The organism is Parahaliea mediterranea (genome assembly GCF_017255185.1).
Classification (GTDB): Bacteria; Pseudomonadota; Gammaproteobacteria; order Pseudomonadales; family Halieaceae; genus JAFKCZ01.
In genome coordinates, this window is sequence record NZ_JAFKCZ010000001.1 from 434,564 (window position 1) to 451,025 (window position 16,462).

Annotated in this window: 17 protein-coding genes and 1 tRNA gene; 6 read left to right on the forward strand and 12 right to left on the reverse strand. The window is 61.2% G+C overall.

Features of this window, described 5'->3' with window-relative positions:
• Positions 1-7: 7 nt before the first annotated feature.
• The 3 genes from JYP50_RS01755 to JYP50_RS01765 all read right to left on the reverse strand — a co-directional run bounded on the left by JYP50_RS01755 (position 8) and on the right by JYP50_RS01765 (position 2,278).
• The gene (locus JYP50_RS01755; protein ID WP_206558728.1) at positions 8-934 is read right to left on the reverse strand and encodes an AEC family transporter; all 927 of its coding nucleotides are present in this window, start codon (positions 932-934) and stop codon (positions 8-10) included.
• 193 nt (positions 935-1,127) lie between these two features.
• Positions 1,128-1,496 carry a cytochrome c3 family protein gene (locus tag JYP50_RS01760; RefSeq protein ID WP_206558729.1) on the reverse strand — a complete coding sequence of 123 codons (369 nt, stop codon included), beginning with the start codon at positions 1,494-1,496 and terminating at the stop codon, positions 1,128-1,130.
• Positions 1,493-2,278: a hypothetical protein gene (locus JYP50_RS01765; protein ID WP_206558730.1), complete on the reverse strand. Its 786-nt coding sequence runs from the start codon at positions 2,276-2,278 to the stop codon at positions 1,493-1,495. Before JYP50_RS01765 ends, JYP50_RS01760 begins: the two co-directional genes overlap by 4 nt.
• 264 nt (positions 2,279-2,542) lie before the next feature.
• On the opposite strand from JYP50_RS01765, the gene JYP50_RS01770 reads away from it, so the two are divergent.
• A complete protein-coding gene (locus tag JYP50_RS01770; protein WP_241262746.1) occupies positions 2,543-3,517 on the forward strand; it encodes an N-acetylmuramoyl-L-alanine amidase in 975 nt (324 codons plus the stop codon).
• Positions 3,517-4,611 carry a hypothetical protein gene (locus tag JYP50_RS01775; protein WP_206558732.1) on the forward strand — a complete coding sequence of 365 codons (1,095 nt, stop codon included), beginning with the start codon at positions 3,517-3,519 and terminating at the stop codon, positions 4,609-4,611. Before JYP50_RS01770 ends, JYP50_RS01775 begins: the two co-directional genes overlap by 1 nt.
• 81 nt (positions 4,612-4,692) lie before the next feature.
• On the opposite strand, the gene JYP50_RS01780 is transcribed toward JYP50_RS01775, so the two are convergent.
• The 3 genes from JYP50_RS01780 to JYP50_RS01790 all read right to left on the reverse strand — a co-directional run bounded on the left by JYP50_RS01780 (position 4,693) and on the right by JYP50_RS01790 (position 8,824).
• Positions 4,693-6,600 (reverse strand): hypothetical protein, encoded by a 1,908-nt coding sequence (locus JYP50_RS01780; protein WP_206558733.1) that lies wholly within the window; start codon positions 6,598-6,600, stop codon positions 4,693-4,695.
• A gap of 1,087 nt (positions 6,601-7,687) precedes the next feature.
• Positions 7,688-8,335, reverse strand: a complete 648-nt coding sequence (locus JYP50_RS01785) for a hypothetical protein (RefSeq protein WP_206558734.1) — start codon at positions 8,333-8,335, stop codon at positions 7,688-7,690.
• Positions 8,336-8,476: 141 nt separating this feature from the next.
• Complete coding sequence (locus JYP50_RS01790; protein WP_206558735.1) at positions 8,477-8,824, reverse strand: hypothetical protein; 348 nt, start codon at positions 8,822-8,824, stop codon at positions 8,477-8,479.
• Between the two features lie 295 nt (positions 8,825-9,119).
• On the opposite strand from JYP50_RS01790, the gene JYP50_RS01795 reads away from it, so the two are divergent.
• Together JYP50_RS01795 and JYP50_RS01800 are read left to right on the forward strand one after the other, a co-directional pair.
• Positions 9,120-9,455: a hypothetical protein gene (locus JYP50_RS01795; RefSeq protein WP_206558736.1), complete on the forward strand. Its 336-nt coding sequence runs from the start codon at positions 9,120-9,122 to the stop codon at positions 9,453-9,455.
• A 35-nt stretch (positions 9,456-9,490) separates the two neighbouring features.
• Positions 9,491-9,652: a hypothetical protein gene (locus JYP50_RS01800; protein WP_206558737.1), complete on the forward strand. Its 162-nt coding sequence runs from the start codon at positions 9,491-9,493 to the stop codon at positions 9,650-9,652.
• A gap of 231 nt (positions 9,653-9,883) precedes the next feature.
• Here JYP50_RS01800 and JYP50_RS01805 read toward each other — a convergent pair.
• A tRNA-Met gene (locus JYP50_RS01805) sits at positions 9,884-9,960 on the reverse strand.
• Between the two features lie 262 nt (positions 9,961-10,222).
• On the opposite strand from JYP50_RS01805, the gene JYP50_RS01810 reads away from it, so the two are divergent.
• Positions 10,223-11,056 (forward strand): ion transporter, encoded by an 834-nt coding sequence (locus tag JYP50_RS01810; RefSeq protein ID WP_206558738.1) that lies wholly within the window; start codon positions 10,223-10,225, stop codon positions 11,054-11,056.
• 35 nt (positions 11,057-11,091) lie between these two features.
• Here JYP50_RS01810 and JYP50_RS01815 read toward each other — a convergent pair whose 3' ends face one another.
• Positions 11,092-11,721, reverse strand: a complete 630-nt coding sequence (locus tag JYP50_RS01815; RefSeq protein ID WP_206558739.1) for a glutathione S-transferase family protein — start codon at positions 11,719-11,721, stop codon at positions 11,092-11,094.
• 128 nt (positions 11,722-11,849) lie between these two features.
• Between JYP50_RS01815 and JYP50_RS01820 the strand changes: the two genes are divergently transcribed.
• Positions 11,850-12,797 (forward strand): helix-turn-helix transcriptional regulator, encoded by a 948-nt coding sequence (locus JYP50_RS01820; RefSeq protein WP_206558740.1) that lies wholly within the window; start codon positions 11,850-11,852, stop codon positions 12,795-12,797.
• Between the two features lie 65 nt (positions 12,798-12,862).
• Here JYP50_RS01820 and ychF read toward each other — a convergent pair whose 3' ends face one another.
• The 4 genes from ychF to JYP50_RS01840 form a co-directional block, all read right to left on the reverse strand.
• Positions 12,863-13,957 carry a redox-regulated ATPase YchF gene (ychF, locus tag JYP50_RS01825; protein WP_206558741.1) on the reverse strand — a complete coding sequence of 365 codons (1,095 nt, stop codon included), beginning with the start codon at positions 13,955-13,957 and terminating at the stop codon, positions 12,863-12,865.
• A 42-nt stretch (positions 13,958-13,999) separates the two neighbouring features.
• Positions 14,000-14,590 carry an aminoacyl-tRNA hydrolase gene (pth, locus tag JYP50_RS01830; RefSeq protein WP_206558742.1) on the reverse strand — a complete coding sequence of 197 codons (591 nt, stop codon included), beginning with the start codon at positions 14,588-14,590 and terminating at the stop codon, positions 14,000-14,002.
• Between the two features lie 26 nt (positions 14,591-14,616).
• Entirely contained in the window at positions 14,617-15,273 is a 657-nt protein-coding gene (locus tag JYP50_RS01835) for a 50S ribosomal protein L25/general stress protein Ctc (RefSeq protein WP_206558743.1), read from the reverse strand.
• 71 nt (positions 15,274-15,344) lie between these two features.
• Complete coding sequence (locus JYP50_RS01840; RefSeq protein ID WP_206558880.1) at positions 15,345-16,277, reverse strand: ribose-phosphate pyrophosphokinase; 933 nt, start codon at positions 16,275-16,277, stop codon at positions 15,345-15,347.
• Positions 16,278-16,462: the final 185 nt, after the last annotated feature.

Sequence of the window (16,462 nt, forward strand, 5' to 3'; positions counted from 1 at the left end):
CGCCGCGTTAGCTGAGCCCCATCATCGCGATCCACAGACTGATTGTCACGAAGGAAACCGCGGTGGTTGCCACCACGGCGCCGGAGAGCACTTCCTCGCGCCCGTAGCGCACGGCGAGAACCGGAAACACCGTGGCAATGGGCATGGCCGCGTTGACCACGGCCGCTGCCTCGAGGGTGATATCCCCGCTTGGCATGAGCCAAAAGGCCAGGCAGACAAACAGGGGGTGCAGCAACAGCTTGCCACAGGTGATTGTCGCAGCGGGTCCCGCAAGCTGAGAAAGCCTTTGCTTCGCCAGGGTGCAGCCAATGTAGACCAGCGCCACCGGTGCGCAGGCGGCGGCCAACAGATCTAGGCTATGCAGTAGCGCCTTGGGCAGTGGAATCGCAAGGGCGCCAAACAGGCCGCCGGCGATGATGGCCAGTATCAGGGGATTGCCCAGCAGTCGACGTGCCACGCCGAGCAGATGCTCCCCGAGGCGCCCCTGGTTGTCGTGCCACTCAGCAAGCACCATCATCAAGGGGAGGAGTACGATCATCTCGAAGCTGATAAAGAAGGCCGCCAGAGTCGCTGCCTGGGGGCCGATGAGGGACAGACCGACAGGCAGGCCGATGAATGCGCTGTTACTGTATGTCGCGGCAGTGGCGTAGGCGGCCACGGAAGTTCCGCGGACACGCAGTGCACGGGCAAGGGCCAGGGCCACTACCAGCCACGTCAACGAGCCGGCGATGTATCCGGCCATCAAGCCGCCGTTCATTGCCGCGGTATCGTCATTGCCAGACAGCGCGCGAAACAGCAATGCCGGCAGGGCCAGGTATATGACAAACAGGCTCAGGGCGCCGGGTGCCGCGTCGGGCAGCACCCGGAAGCGGGTGAGCGCGAAACCGAGGGCGATCAGTATAAAAAGTGGGAGAATGGTTTGCAGTACCAGCATCGCTGTATCGAGCCCTGTATTTTGGTGATGTGAGCCTCGGGCGGTCCGCCCGGCAGCCCCATTATCCATCGCTAGTGTGACAAGATCAGCCCTGGCGGGTGGTTTCAGTCGATGCCAACGCAAGCCCGCGCTTTCAAGCAGCCACCGTCCGCGTTCGCCCTCTCAAGTCTCGGTTTGCGCCAGTGGCTAGCCACTACGCCCGCTCATCGCCCAAATGGCAGGCGATGCATTGCCGTGTCGGACCGCCCTGTTCACCCAGGGCGGCCTTTTCGACATGGCAGCCGCGGCAGAGATGGTGAAATTGCCGTTCCAACGACGGCCAGAGCTGTTCGCTAGTGACATGGCAGCTCATGCACGGTCCACTGCCGCTGTCGTCGACAAAATTGTGATGGCAGTTGGCGCAGTTGATTCCACCGTGATCGGCATGCGCGAAAGTCATCGGAAGTATCGGCGCGGGACTGCCGTAGTAGCGTCCCATTTTCGGCTGTGGTCCCGCAATGGGCGAGCCAAGAATGACGACCAGTATTCCGGTCAAGGCAAGCAGCCCCAATAGTGTCTTCATAGTGGCGCATTCCTTGCGGCCGCGAACAGCAAGGTCATGACGATGCAAAGCAACAGTACGCTGAACGGTGAAGTGGCGGCCGGATGAAAGAGCCTGGTCAAGGCGGGCCGGCCAATGAGCGCGAACAGGGCAAGCCCGGCAAACAGCGCTTTCTGGTACCCGTTGTTGAGATAAAAGCCACTGGCCAGTATGTGATATGTCGCCGCGGCTATGGTTGATTTCGCCATCAGCCGGTGCCAGTAGTGAAATTTCGAGTGATCTGGGTAGAGGCGCTGGCGATCGGTCGGCAAGGCCACAGTGATCATTGCGGCCAGCAGCGCCAGGCTGAAAAGCCCCAGCCACATGTAGCCGGGTGCGCCGGGTTTGAGGTACTGGGAGAGCGCGGCATCACCGAGGAGAAACCAGAACGCGTGGGCCATGGCGATGAAAAGCAGGATATAGCCAGTACGCTGGTGACTTCGTACGTTGAGCGGGCGGCCGCTGGAAACGGTGAGAAAAAGCAAACCGCCGAATGCCGCGAATCCGATACCGTTGCCGATGTCCCAGAACCAGCCCGCGCCCAGGCTCGGAGTTGCGATAAAGGTCATCGCATAGACTGCGGCAAACATTGTGACGAGTAGTTTCAACGCATAACCCGCGAATTCAGGGTGAGTGGATTGGCAAAGAGTGCCGTCCGCAAACGATCGGCCTGGCGCGTTTCGCCATAATAAAACGAACATCGTGGGCTTCACCATACCCCGCAAGAGGGCCGATTCCCGAGCCGCGGCCTGGTTAAATCGCATGGTGCATACATGGTGGAGGGTGTTTCCGGACCGGCATGTCGGGTTGCTTGCGGCGACGCCGTCTTCTGCTATACATAAATAGAAAGGGGGCAATGCGCCCGGGTCGCGGGTGACAATCAGGGACGGGGTCAGTGATGTCTTGATTGCCGTTCCGTCCCGACAGGCCCCGTCCATGGTTTTCCAAGACTTCCAGATTCTTAGGCGTAAGTGCCGGCAAGGTTATCGCCCGCAGCAAGGGGGGTTGAAATGCCTGACGATAGTCGCATGCTCTGTGCTCTGGTAATAGGCCACAAACACGCGTCACCTGGCGCCGTGAACGAAGACAGCAAGGTCACTGAATTTGATTTCAATGACGCGCTGGCACGTGACATAGAGGCGAAGCAGGGCGAGGTCGCCATCCAGCGCGTGTACCGCCGCACCTACCGCAGTCTGCCCCAGGACATCAACGAGTTGGGGCCGGATTTTGTCGTGAGCCTCCACTGCAACGCCTACAACAAACGGACATCGGGTAGCGAGGTGTTGTATTACCACCGCTCCGAAACAGGCGGTCAAATCGCCGGGATGCTGAACGCGAAGCTGGTCGATGCATTGAAAAACAGGAATCGGGGTATCAGGCCCCGTTCAGCTGAAGAGCGGGGAGGGTACTTACTGCGCTACACCAATGCGCCCTGCGTCATCGCTGAGCCCTTCTTCATCGACAACAACGAGGAGTTGGCCAATGCCAAACGCCGCAGGCGCTACTTGATAAAAGCCTATCTGGAAGCGATTGAGGAGATCGGCCGGTTGGTTAGGCCCGGTCCGACCATTGCGCCATTACTCCAGGCCGCGGCACTTGCGCCGGTCGCGAACTCCGTCGGCGGTGGTGCAGTGGCGGCGGGCGCGGGCGGGAGCAACGGGTGGAGTACCGCCGTTGCCCACCAGGTAAGTATCGATTACTGGGCCAATACCTATCCGGAGGGTTATAGCGGGGTGCTCGCCAACCCGCGGGTAAAGGACATGAGTTTTTTCAACGCGGACGTGTCGCCAGTGGTTCGCCGCAACGAGATGCGCATCGTGGCGGGAGGCTTTCTCGCCTTTCACGCGGCATTGGGCAATTCAGCGCAGCCGGGGGGGATTGGCGAGGACGAGGCCTTCAACCTGCTGGTTTCCCAGTTTACCCAGGGGGAGTGCCGGCTTTCCCTGAGTGCCCTGGCTGCGGATGACTGTTACCTGTTTCCGGACGAACAGGGGGTCGGCTGATGGCGGGCGCGCGATCGATCGCGCTTTGCCCCTGCTTGCTCGCTGGGGTTGCCGCGGCGCAGGACGCACCGCCATTTCCGGGTTATCTGGAGGATGTGCGGGGCCTGCTCAACGAAGACGCCAGGGCCGCGCTCGCCAGCGTGTTGTCAGAGCGCTCCCGCTTTCTCGATATCAATTACCAGGAACCGGACGCCGCCAGTGAGAATGGTGGCTGGAACATCAAGTACGACCTTCGCTATGCCTACCTGGCAGGCGAGGGTTTCAATACCAGTAGTGGCGTCGCGACACTCGCCGCCCTGGAGGCGAAGCTGAACATTGGCGGCAGCTACTCCTTTGGCAGTGCCGCAAACAATGAGGACTTGTCGTCGGTGATGGCTTCGCTCGCCTATATAGGCGGCTGGTTTGGGGCCGTGCCATATGCGAACAGCGAAAGCCCCCCTCAAACACTGGCCTATCAGCAGTGCAAGGGCGAGCTGGAGGTGCCCCGTCCGGGCGATGAAAACGCCATTGAGGCCTACGAGCGGGCATCGCGTCGGTGCATATCACAGGCGGCGGTTGATGGCCTGTTCCAGGCCTCCGGGCCCGCCTATGCCTATGAGATCGGCTTGCAGGCCGGCCTCGAAGGCAACCAGGACTACTCGGACACGCACGATGTCTACGGTGTGTCGGGGGTTGTGTCTGCCCGGCACTGGCCGTCCCTGCGGCTGGAGCTGGAGCGCGTCGACGCCGCGGACAACGAGCTGCGCGGCAGGCTCACCAGCGATGACAACTATGACCGCATTACGCTGGAAATTGGCTACCAGTACAGCATGCAGGTGGTGAAGGACTTGCCCGTCACCCTCTCGCTGGGCTACCGGAACTTTCGCGAACTCAGCGCCCCCCTGGAAATAGAACAAGCGGATCTCGACGAGTTTGATCACTGGTCGGTATCCCTGCGCGTGCCGGCGCGGATGTTTCGCTTTATCGAAAGCGAGGACTATTCCCTCTATGTGCGCTACACCGATGGCCAGCTCCCTTTCGACCGGGATGCCGACAGCGCATTTGAACTGGGCTTTTCGAGCAATATTGCCCTGCTGGCCAAGCTATTCGAATAGCGGCGCGTGGAAAGTCGTGTACGGCCAATGCGCCAGCCCCCGGGCGCACCGGCCCGGGGGTATCCAGCGCGAGGCTTGGAGCTAGCTGTCCCCCTCGAGCAGCGACGCCTCCTTTCTGGCATAGCTGGCGGCTTCAACGTCCTGCGTCAGCGCGGCGGCGCCAGTCGATGCACGGGTCTGCTCGTTGAGCTGGTGAAGCTGGGAAGCGTTGGCCAGGTCGCGGTGACTGGTGATGGATGCAATCGACTCCCGGTCTTTCAGGAAGCTGATCACGTCGGTTTTGATCGACAGCAGCTCGTTTTCGTCACGGTGCATTTCCAGAATATGACGCGGGTGCTCCAGGTTTTTCAAACCCGTTGCCGCAAATGTCGTCGATACGATACGCGACACAATCACCCACGGAGTGATACTGCTGCGCACCAGGGTGTTCTCTGAACGGGTACTGTCATAGATACCGGTGCCGGTGGAGATCTTTGACTCTGTAAAGGTACCTTCGCACTTGAAGTAGATCAGCAGCGACTCAAACTGGATCTCGGCGAAAAACACATGTGCCGCATTGGTGAGGATACGAGCGAAGGCCTTGAACATCACGCCCAGTAGCAACAGGTGCACACAGGACATTACCAGGTCGCGGATCATATAGGGCTCGCCACTACTGGCGAGGCTGGGCGCCATCAACGACAGGAAAGTCTCGGCGTCGAGCTGTCCCCACATTAACCTGAAGAATTGCAGGGCATCGGCCACGTTGTACGCCAGAAAGAAGGTGGCTATTACCGCGACCACAAACAACAGGTTGCCCACCAGCAGGCTGCCCAGGCGGGCTTTTTCAAACAGGGCGCCCAGGGACATCGGTTTAACCCGCGGCTGAATTTCCTGCATCATCTCGCCGCGAAAGCCGCCTTTTTCATCAACCTGCTCCTCGAGCTGAGGGTCCAATTCCCGATAGACGCGGTTCGGCACCTCCTTGTAACGGCGATTTGCCATGACAAGATTGTCGAGATTGATGAAAATTTCGTCGGGATGGATGGATTCCTGCCAGTTCTCGCGTAACTCGGAGACTTCCGCCACGGGGTTGGCGGCCTGCAGGCGCGCGCGCAGCATGGTCACCAGGAAAACGCTCGCCAAACCCGCCAGGGCAAAGATGCCCAGCATGTACCAGGCGATGTGCAGTTGGGGCAAGCGATCGATCACTGCGTGCATTTCCGCCGGATCCACACCGGTTTGCTGCATCAGCCAGGTGACGGCGAGAGCCAGCAGGACAGGAACCAGCAGGGACATGGCAATCACTTTCACCAGCCCGGCCACAGAGGATGTTTCGATCTGCATTTCAGCCTTGCGGTCGATCGGCCGCCCCGCGGAGCGCCAGATCCACAGCAAATAGCCCAGCAATAGCGCTGAGTACAGCGGGAACATGAGTTCGCCGGCCGCTCCGGCAAAGCCCGCAAAGGACACAAAAGCGACAAAACCGTAGGCCAGTAGCGCGACAAGGGTTTTCACCCAGGTGCCAAACAAGCGTTGCGCCAGGTTCCGGATCGGGTAGGGCATGAAGAGCAGTTTGGGAAAAATGCTGTGGATAAGCCGCGCGAGGAAGCCCCGTGGCTCTTTAAAGGTACTGTTCTTTCGCCCCACCAGCATTTCTTCCAGAAGCTGGGCGCTGTAGGCCACATGGGCGGCTTCTTCCTGGGAAGTGCTGGCTTCCGACTTGCTGAAATTGCGCGCCAGCGACGTCGGGTGATTGCGCCCGACAAAGTAGCGCAGCATGGCATAGGCGCCAGCCCCCGCTGAACGCAGTCCGGCGCCCAGCAAGAAAACGCCAAACAGCACCAGAACCCAACCCACGAGCTGCTGTTCCTTCACTTCCGAGGCGGCGGCGACCAATAGGTACATACCCAGGCCCGCCTGGATGCCACCGCGAAGCGCCGTAACCAGGCCTTCCTTTTTAAAGGGGTTTTTCAGCCCCAGATCAATTGACCCGTAATCAAATGCCATTCTCGTTTGAACCTTTGTTGAATGTTTACGCCAATAGTCGGTCGGCTAGCCGCAACCAGTGGAGAATCCCTCATCGTTATCGGCCAGCCGGTACTTTTCCTTAGCGCATGTGGGCATTCCCCCTGCAAGGAAACCACCGTAAAATGACAAGCTGGGGCACGGCCTGGTTGGGCAGTGCCCCCGCGGTTCATCTTGATCCAGCGTCACCAGGGAGCAGTATGGGTTTCGGGGCTCATTAGGCTAGCCACCACAACGGGGAGTGCCCGTGTCCCGCACGGGGGGGCGATTATAGGCGTGCTTGATCGAGATATCGAATGTCACGGGCAGCGTCGGGTACCCGTCGCCGATGCAAATCCCGTTCCTTCAATGATGTGGCGCGGGCTTCCTCCACATTGCCCTACTCGCCATCAGCATCAACGCCGCCAGCCCCCCCAGTGCCCAAGTGTGTTTGACAGGAATGCCAGCTGGTGTCGAAGCCCCCGGCAAAGCCGGTTCAAATCGGTCGCGAATACGGCCGGGCGCCTCTTCCGAATCACCGACCCCGTTGCAAACGTGCGGGCAGTCCCACCTCCGCTCAGCGTAGCGATCGCAACACCCGATATGCCGGAAACCATGCCGGCTGCGTTAAGTTGGATCGGAGTCACCGGGGTACTGCTCCCTGCGAACGGTGGCCCCGCGCTGTTTTGTGCCCTTATGTGGAAACAGTACTCTGATCCGTTGTCGGACCCGGCTACCATGCAGTATGCCCGATGGCGTGGGAGGGCGGCGGGGATAGCCCTGCCCCCTGCTCGATCTGATGGTGTTGTCGCCGGCCACACCATGGTGGCTGACTGCAGCGTAAGTACTGGGCGCGCCATTGTAGGCAAAGAAAACCGGACTTTCCCTCTGATGCCACTTCGGTTACGTTCCTATCGGACTTCTGTTGTTTTTCATCCGCCAACCACTGGTTGGAAGCGTAGAGACATTGTCGAAATTTTTCGATGAAGGCCTGTGCTGACGCTTGGCCAAACAAGACTGCAGTACAGCGAGGATGTCTACTCTCGATAGGCCGTTAATAGCTCCTATGCCTTTATTGCGAGTTCTCAGGTTAGGGAAAGGACCAGTTATCATGCTCGATGCGAAAAATGCGTATGGGGGCGTCGGGCTGGTCGGGGTCGGCTCGCAGTCGGAAGATCGCAGTGTGGTGATGGCCGAAGTTCACAATTTCCACGTTCAAGCTAATCATCCCGCGAAACATCGCTTGACCGGGGTCTGGAACCGGCTCGCCGTAGCTTCCAGAAAAATTCTGGACGCCAAATACTGGATCAGCCTGAGGCGGCTGCGCTTGCATCGATTGTACAACGTCAGCCGAAAAGTAGTTCAATGCATTGGCTGGGTCGAGCGGATGAGAGTCGACATTCGCAGCGGAACCCGCGTTCTTGTAGAGCGCACGCACCAGCAGCACTGCATCGGCAATCATGGCATCGCTTCCAGCCGGTGCCGAAGTCTGCGCTGTTTCGTATGCATCGCCCACCAGGTAGCGTTGTGGCACCCAGCCGGCCCTGGACAGATCCGCCGAACGCATCAGGCACCAACGCTCGGGAATCGCGTCAAACTGCGCCTGCGTCAACTTCTCGTATGTCGCCCCTGTCAGGAGAGGAACACAGGTGACTTGCTGCAAGCCCCGCTCATCGGCTTCGAAAGCATCGATGACAGGATAATAGTTCGTGCCGGGCCCGATCCGGGCGTTGAGCACCTCTCCCGGAGCGATATTGTGAACCCGCCAGGTATCGGGTCCATAACCATCGATCTCGGCATGACTGACGGCCGAGAAACAGGACAGGAGCAGCGCTGACAGACTGACTCCGAAACCGTGGGCTCTTATTGTCAGGACTTTTTATTCCTCAGCGGATTCGCATCTATTCAACGCAGCCCTGGTGACAGAGAGCGGGATATTCACCTTGGTACCGAAACTTGGGTGATCCTTCAAAATCGGATCAGCCCTGGGATACTCCCGCTGCCTGGCAAAGGTATTGATAGCATATTCGGTGCCATCGTGTACAAACAAGGCCAGTTTCTCACCATTGTCCACGATGCACTTGAACTCTCCTGTGTTGACGGTGAAAGGCCAGTTCTCCCCAAACTCGCCAGCCAGGTCAGTCGGGGGCCCACCAGTTGAATCGCTACAGGAGGACAGCAACGATAGTGAGGAGGCAAAAATAAACGAAAATTTCCCGATACTCATGTCATCGCCCCTGATTTACAGTTCTTTTCTGTGGAGTTCTGTAACACCAAGCATGGTAAACATGGCTTGGCACATTAACGTCGCAGTTAACTCGGCGTCTGTGTTCTGCCAAGATATCCTGGCCACCATCGACTGGGAATAGTGCAAATGCCCTACAGGGAACAATAAACGGGGTGTTCATACACGGAGCGCCGTAGACCAGGCAGGGGCACACTCGGTAGGCACCCTACGAAATGACGATTCAAACTGAGCCACTACCGGACAAGGCCAGGACTTCACCGCGCGATACGCCGGCGTGTATACTCGCGGCACTCTGCACCAGCCGCGGCGCGAAACGATGCCGGACATGCTGCAAGGCCTGACACAGTACGCACCCAAGCTGCGCCGCGGACTCGCGTTGCTGATCCTGCTCGGCTCGCAGGTACTGGAGGCGCAGCACGACCAGCTCGGCGAGGACCGCGCCGCCGACTGCCCGCTGTGCCAGTTCTCCAGCCAGAGCGCCGCCCTGGTCCAGGCGGCGCTACCGCCCATCCTCATTGCCCACAGCCCGGTGGCCGCCCCAGTGGCCCGCGCCGCATGCGGCAACGCCACCTTCATCCACCTCGCCCGGGGACCGCCCGCCGTCGCCTGAATCACGCAAGCCCCCAACTGCATTCAGTAGACAACATGAAACGCTATTTGCTGATCGCCGCGGCAAGTGCCGCCGGTGCTGCGTCGGCTGAACCCGTGCCCATGGAACATGTGCTGGTTTCGGTCCCCATTCACAAAAGAGAAGCGGAAACCGCCCTGCCGGTCACCGGCGGGAGCAGATTACCGCCGTCTATTTAGGGTCGCTAGCCATGCAGATCCAACCCCGCCTGATCCGGCTCCGTGATGCCCCGGTGCTCCTGGGTCACAAAAACGGCCAGATCACAACGCATTATTCCGCCACTGAAATCGGAGAATTGATAGCGGCGGTGGAAAAAGTGAGCTGGTCGGGTAGCTCGGCACCGACTCGCGGCTTTTGGGGTATAGGAAGTGCTTTGGCGTGATGCCAAGTGATGCTATTCAGGAGGGAGGTGGTAGCTACGGGTGGACTTGAACCACCGACCCCAGCATTATGAATGCTGTGCTCTAACCAGCTGAGCTACGTAGCCACATCGGTCAATGGGACCTCGTGGTCCCGAAGAGGCGCGCATTTTGCCCATTTTGGGGGGGCAAGTCAAGCGTCCCGAAGGCGCCTTTGGGAGGACGGGGGCGAACCAATTTTGCCGTGCGCGGTCACAGAAAGCCGCCCCGCTGGCCGCCAGGTATTACGCTGTGGCGTGGGCCGCGCGGCGCATTATAATGCGCGGTCGCCGGCTCCCCCGATTGGCATCGGCGGGTGCGGCTTGCACTAACCCGACGTAGAAACCCGATATGACAACGCTGAACTCCCGGCAATGGCAGGGCCGATTCGAGCGCCTGCGATCCAACAAACTGTTCGAGATGGTGGTGGTATCCATCATTTTGCTGTCCGCCCTGGTGATCGGGGTGAAAACCTACGCCCTGCCCGAGACGGTTACCCAGGTCATCATAGCCCTGGACTGGGCCATCACGGTGTTTTTCCTGGTGGAGATCACCGTCCGCCTGCTGGCGGAGCCCGACAAGAAGCGCTTCTTCCGCAGCGGCTGGAACGTGTTCGACACCCTGATCGTGGTAGTCAGCCTGATTCCCATCGAGGACTCGGAGCTGGCCCTGGTGGGGCGCCTGGTGCGCATCTTCCGGGTGCTGCGGATGGTGTCGATCATCCCTGAGCTGCGTACGCTGTTGAACTCCCTGTTGGCGGCGCTGCCCAAGCTGGGCTACGTGTCGCTGATGATGTTCATCATCTTCTACATCTACGCCGCGGTGGGGACCACCTTCTTCGCCGATATCAACCCCGGTTTGTGGGGGGACATCAGCATCAGCATGCTGACGCTGTTCCGCATCATGACCTTCGAGGACTGGACCGACATCATGTACGAGACGATGGCGGTCTACGGCCTGAGTTGGGCCTTCTACCTCAGTTTTATCTTCCTCTCGGCCTTCGCCTTCCTCAATATGATTATCGGGATTGTGGTCAACGGGCTCGAGGAAGAACACCAGCGGCAGGCCCGCGCCGACGCCGAGGCGGCGGGCGAGCCGGATATCGCGACCCTGCAGGCCGAGATCGCGTCACTGAGGGAGCTGTTGGAAGAGCGCCTGCCGCCGGCCGAGCAGCGGGTGGCCTGAGTCGGCCACCCGCCCGTCGCCTGCGGCCTGGCGGCTCAGCCTGCCGCTGCCTGGGGGAGTGCGTCGTCCAGTGCGTTGGCCCGTGTTGCGGCCTCCCTGGCCTGGCAGCGCTCCACGTAGTTCACGAAGGCGGGGCGTGGCTCCAGGGTCTTGGTGACCTGCATTTCAAAAGCCAGGTAGCTGGCCAGTAGCAGGTCAGCCGCGGTGAAGCGGTCGCCACAGAGGTAGGATTCACCTGCCACGGCCCGCTCCAGGGTGTCGGCGGTGTCCCCGGTTTTTCCACAGCCCACCGACGAGGCGTTGTCGTCGTCGATGCGCCAGTTGTAAGTCTTTGCGCTCATGGCTATCTCCACGGGCCCGGCAACAAAAAATAGCCAGCGGTAATAGCAGCCGCGCAGCGGGCTGTCCACTGCCGGCGCGAGCCCCTTGCCGGGGAACTGGTCGGCCAGGTAGGCACAGATCGCCGCCAGCTCGGTGATCACCGTGTCGCCATGCACCAGTGCCGGGACCTTGCCCATCGGATTCAGTTGGAGGAATTCCGGGGATTTGATATTGCCGTCGAAGTCCATGACGCGGACCTCGTAGTCGGCGCCGACCTCTTCCAGCATCCAGCGCGCAATCCGTCCCCGGGATTGAGGGTGGGTGTAGAACGTCATCTGGGTCATGGATTGATCTCCTTCTAGGGTTTAGTGACGGGCCTTATCACCCGTTGGCGACAAGATACGGTCTAACTAGGTTAGAATCCGTCCTAATTAAGTGGATGATGGCTCGTTATTTGTAGGAGGGCGGCGCAATGGCGGGGCCGACAATTCGGGTGCTGGCCCTGCTGGAGCTGCTGCAGAGCCATGGGCGCCTGTCCGGTGCGGAGCTGGCAGAACGCCTGGGGGTCGAGCGGCGCACGGTGCGTCGCTACATCCGGGTGCTGGAGGACCTGGGTATCCCGCTCACCGCGGAGCAGGGCCGCAATGGCGGCTATATGCTGGTGGCGGGCTACAAACTGCCGCCGATGATGTTCACCAACGAGGAGGTGCTGGCCATTGCGCTGGGCCTGCTGGCGGTGCGCGAGAGCGGGTTGCTGGAGGACGGGCCGGCGCTGGAAAGCGTGCAGGCCAAGCTGGAGCGGGTGATGCCTGCCGCGCTCAAGCACCGGGTGCGCTCGGTGCGTGAAAACACCCGGCTGGTGCTCGAGCGCGGCAGCGATCCGCGGCAGCGCGAGGTCCTGCTGGGGCTGACCGAGGCGGCGGAATCGCGGCGAACGGTGAGCATGGACTACACCTCGCGGCAGGGCGAGCGGATGCGGCGCGAGATCGATCCCTACGGCCTGGTATTCCGCTGGGGGCACTGGTACGTGAGCGGCTATTGCCACCTGCGCGAGGATTTGCGCTCGTTCCGGCTCGACCGCCTGGCGAATGTCGAACCGTTGCCGGGGCGCTTTGAGCGCCCGGCGGACTTCAACGCCGCCGAGCACCTGCAGGACAGCATGCAAAAGGCCTGTCGCCAGTATGACGTGGAGGTGTGGCTGTATACGGACATGGCCTCCGCCAGCCGGCACCTGGGTAGTTCAGAGGCGGTGCTGCAGCAGGGGGAGGGCGGTTTGCTGTTGTCCACGCGCACCGACAGCTATAGCTGGTTTGCCTGGTGGCTGGCGCAGCTGCCCTGTGATTTCAGTGTAGTTTCCCCGGATGAGCTGAAAGCGGCGGTGCGCAAGCGCGGGGAGCGGCTGTTGCGCAGTTGCGGTTGAAAAGACCACCGGCGCCGCGCGGCAATGCGGCTGGCCGGTGGTCCTGATCGGGGGCGTTGAGAGCCTCAGACGTTAAAGCGGAAGTGGATGATATCCCCGTCCTGAACGATGTAGTCCTTGCCCTCCAGGCGCCAGCGGCCGGCATCCTTGGCGCCCTGCTCGCCGTTGTGGGCGATAAAGTCGTCGTAGGACACGACTTCGGCGCGGATGAAACCCTTCTGGAAATCGGTGTGGATCACACCGGCGGCTTCCGGTGCGGTGGCGCCGACTTTCACGGTCCAGGCGCGCACTTCTTTCTCGCCGGCGGTAAAGTAGGTCTGCAGGTTGAGCAGCTGGTAGCCGGCGCGGATCACCCGGTCCAGGCCCGGCTCTTCCATGCCCAGGTCGTTGAGGAATTCCAGCCGCTCCTCGTCGTCGAGCTCGACGATTTCCGACTCCAGCTTGTTACAGATGGCCACCACCACCGCGCCCTCGGTCTCGGCGATCTCGCGCACCGTGTCCAGGTGTGCATTGCCCTCGAAGCCGTCTTCGTCGACGTTGGCGATGTACATGGTGGGCTTGGTGGTCAGTAGGTGCAGGGTTTTGACCAGGGCGCGCTCGTTGTCGTCCAGCTCGAGGGCGCGTACCGGCTGCGCCTCGTTCAGTTGCGGCAGCAGTTTGTTTTCCAGCAGGGCCTTCATTGCCACGGCTTCCTTGTCACCGCCCTTGGCGGTGCGGGTCACCTTCTGCAGTTGTTTTTCGCAACTCTCGAGGTCCGCCAGGGCCAGCTCGGTGTTGATCACCTCGATATCGGCCTTGGGGTCCACCTGGTTGGCCACGTGGATTACGTTGTCGTCATTGAAGCAGCGCACCACATGGGCGATGGCGTCGGTCTCGCGGATATTGGCCAGGAACTGGTTGCCCAGACCCTCGCCCTTGGAGGCGCCCGCCACCAGGCCGGCGATATCGACAAACTCCATGGTGGTGGCGATCTCCCGCTGCGGCTTGATGATCTCGGCGATCCTGCGCTGGCGCGGGTCGGGAATCGGCACCACGCCGGCGTTGGGCTCGATGGTGCAGAAGGGGAAGTTCTCGGCGTCAATGCCGGCCTTGGTCAGGGCGTTGAACAGTGTGGACTTGCCCACGTTGGGCAGGCCGACGATTCCGCATTTAATACCCATGTGCGATTCCTGTTTGTGTAGGGCCGGTCCCGGGCGCGGGCCTCAGGCGGCTTTGAAACTGTGTAGGCGGGTCATGGCCCGGGTGTTGTCGCCCTCCAGCAGCAGGGGCAGGGCGGCAATGGCCTCGTCAATGCTCTGGTCGATGCGCGAGCGGTCCTCCGCAGAGGGGCGGCCCAGCACGTAGCCGGTGACTTTCGAGGCGTGCCCCGGGTGTCCGATGCCAATGCGCAGGCGGTGAAAATTCTTCTGGTTGCCCAGCGCGGGTACGATGTCGCGCAGGCCATTGTGACCGCCGTGGCCGCCGCCCTGCTTGAAGCGGGCCTGGCCGGCGGGAATATCCAGCTCGTCGTGGGCGATGAGGATTTCCTCGGGGGCGATCTTGTAAAAGCTTGCCAGTGCCGCCACGGACTGGCCGCTGCGGTTCATGTAGGTCGTGGGGATCAGCAGGCGCAGGTCGTGCCCCGCCAGGGTGGTGCGAGCGCTGAGGCCGAAAAATTTGCCTTCGCTCTGGAGCGTGGCGCCGCACTCGCGTGCCAGCGCCTCGACAAAATCGGCGCCCGCGTTGTGGCGTGTCCCCCGGTAGTCGCCGCCGGGGTTGCCAAGACCAACAATGAGTTTGATGGCTGCAGTCAACGCGAGTGCCGTTGGCGGCGAGGGGCTTAGTCCTCGCCGCCTTCCTCTTCTGCTCCGGGCGCTTCAGCGGCGGCTTCATCGCCAGCGTCGCTGCCGCCTTTCGGCGCGATAACCGACGCCACCGCCAGGTCGTGGTCCTCACCCAGGGCCAGGGCCACGGAGGTCACGCCTTCCGGCAGTTTGATGTCGGACAGGTGCACGATTCCGCCGGTTTCGACGTCGATCATGTCGACTTCGATGTACTCCGGAATCTGGGTCGGCAGGCACTGGACTTCGATATCGGTCGCCTGGTGCTGGATCATGCCGCCCTGAATCTTGACGCCCTTGCAGGTCTCTTCATTCAGGAAGTGGATGGGCACGTGTACCTTGATGGCGACCTTGTCGTCCACGCGCAGGAAATCGGCGTGCATGACTGCGTCGCGGGAGGGGTGGCGCTGCAGGTCCTTGAGAATGGCTTTCTCGGTGGTGCCGCCATCAACGTTGATGGTCAGTACGTGGGAGAAGAAGGCCTCGTTCTCCAGTGCCTTCTCCAGGTCCTTGCGGATCAGGGTCAGGGGCTGGGGATCTTTGTCGCCACCGTAGATGATGGCGGGAACCTGGCCGGCGTGACGACGCAGGCGGCGGCTCGCACCTTTCCCCATGTCCTCGCGCACTGCTGCGTTCAGTTCAAATTGGTCAGACATCGTCTGGACTCCTTTGATAACACTGCCTTGCTTGCGACCAGCGCGGCAGCGGGTTGGTAGTTGCGCCGAACCTACTGGAACAGCGCGCTAATGGATTCCTCGTTGGACACGCGGCGGATGGACTCCGCGAGCAGGTCCGAGATCGTCAGCTGGCGAATCTTGCCGATCGCCTTGGCCGACGCGCTCAGGGGAATCGTGTCGGTGACCACCAGCTCGTCGAGCTGGGAGTTCTGTAAATTTTCCAGGGCGCGCCCCGACAGTACCGCGTGGGTACAGTAGGCCACCACTTTCACCGCGCCGCGATCCTTCAGGGCGTCGGCCGCCTTGCACAGGGTGCCGGCGGTGTCGACCATGTCGTCCACCAGCAGGCAGGTGCGGCCGTCCACTTCCCCGATCAGGTTCATCACCTGGGCCTCGTTGGCCTGGGGGCGGCGCTTGTCGATGATTGCCAGGTCGGCATCGTCCAGCTGCTTGGCGATGGCCCGTGCCCGCACCACGCCGCCGATGTCCGGGGATACCACGATCAGGTTGTCGTAGTTGCATGACTGGATGTCGGCATTCAGCACCGGTGAGCCGTAGACGTTGTCCACCGGGCAGCCGAAGAAGCCCTGGATCTGTTCCGCGTGCAAATCCACCGTCAATACCCGGTCGACACCCACGCCGACCATCATGTCGGCCACCACCTTGGCGGTGATCGGAACCCGGGCAGAGCGCACCCGGCGATCCTGCCGGGCGTAGCCGAAATAGGGCACCACCGCGGTGATGCGCGCTGCCGAGGCGCGACGCAGGGCGTCGATCATCACCAGCAGTTCCATCAGGTTGTCGTTGGTGGGGGCGCAGGTGGATTGCACCACGAACACGTCCTTGCCGCGCACGTTTTCGTTCAGTTCAACGGCGACTTCGCCATCGCTGAATTTACCGACATCGGCTTTCCCCAGGGAAAGGTACAGTCGGCTGGCTACCCTCTGGGCCAGTTCCGGGTTGGCGTTTCCGGTAAAGACCATCAGCTTGGAAGACACGGCGGATTCCCTCTGGTCGTTGCTGGGAGAAGGTGCATTAAGCCTGCACATGCATCGCTCCAGGCTTATGCCCTCTCGCGACATACTGTACGTCCTGTACATGCATCGCTCCGGGCTCCTGCCCTCCCGCGATATACTGTACGTCCTGTACATGCATCGCTCCGGGCTCC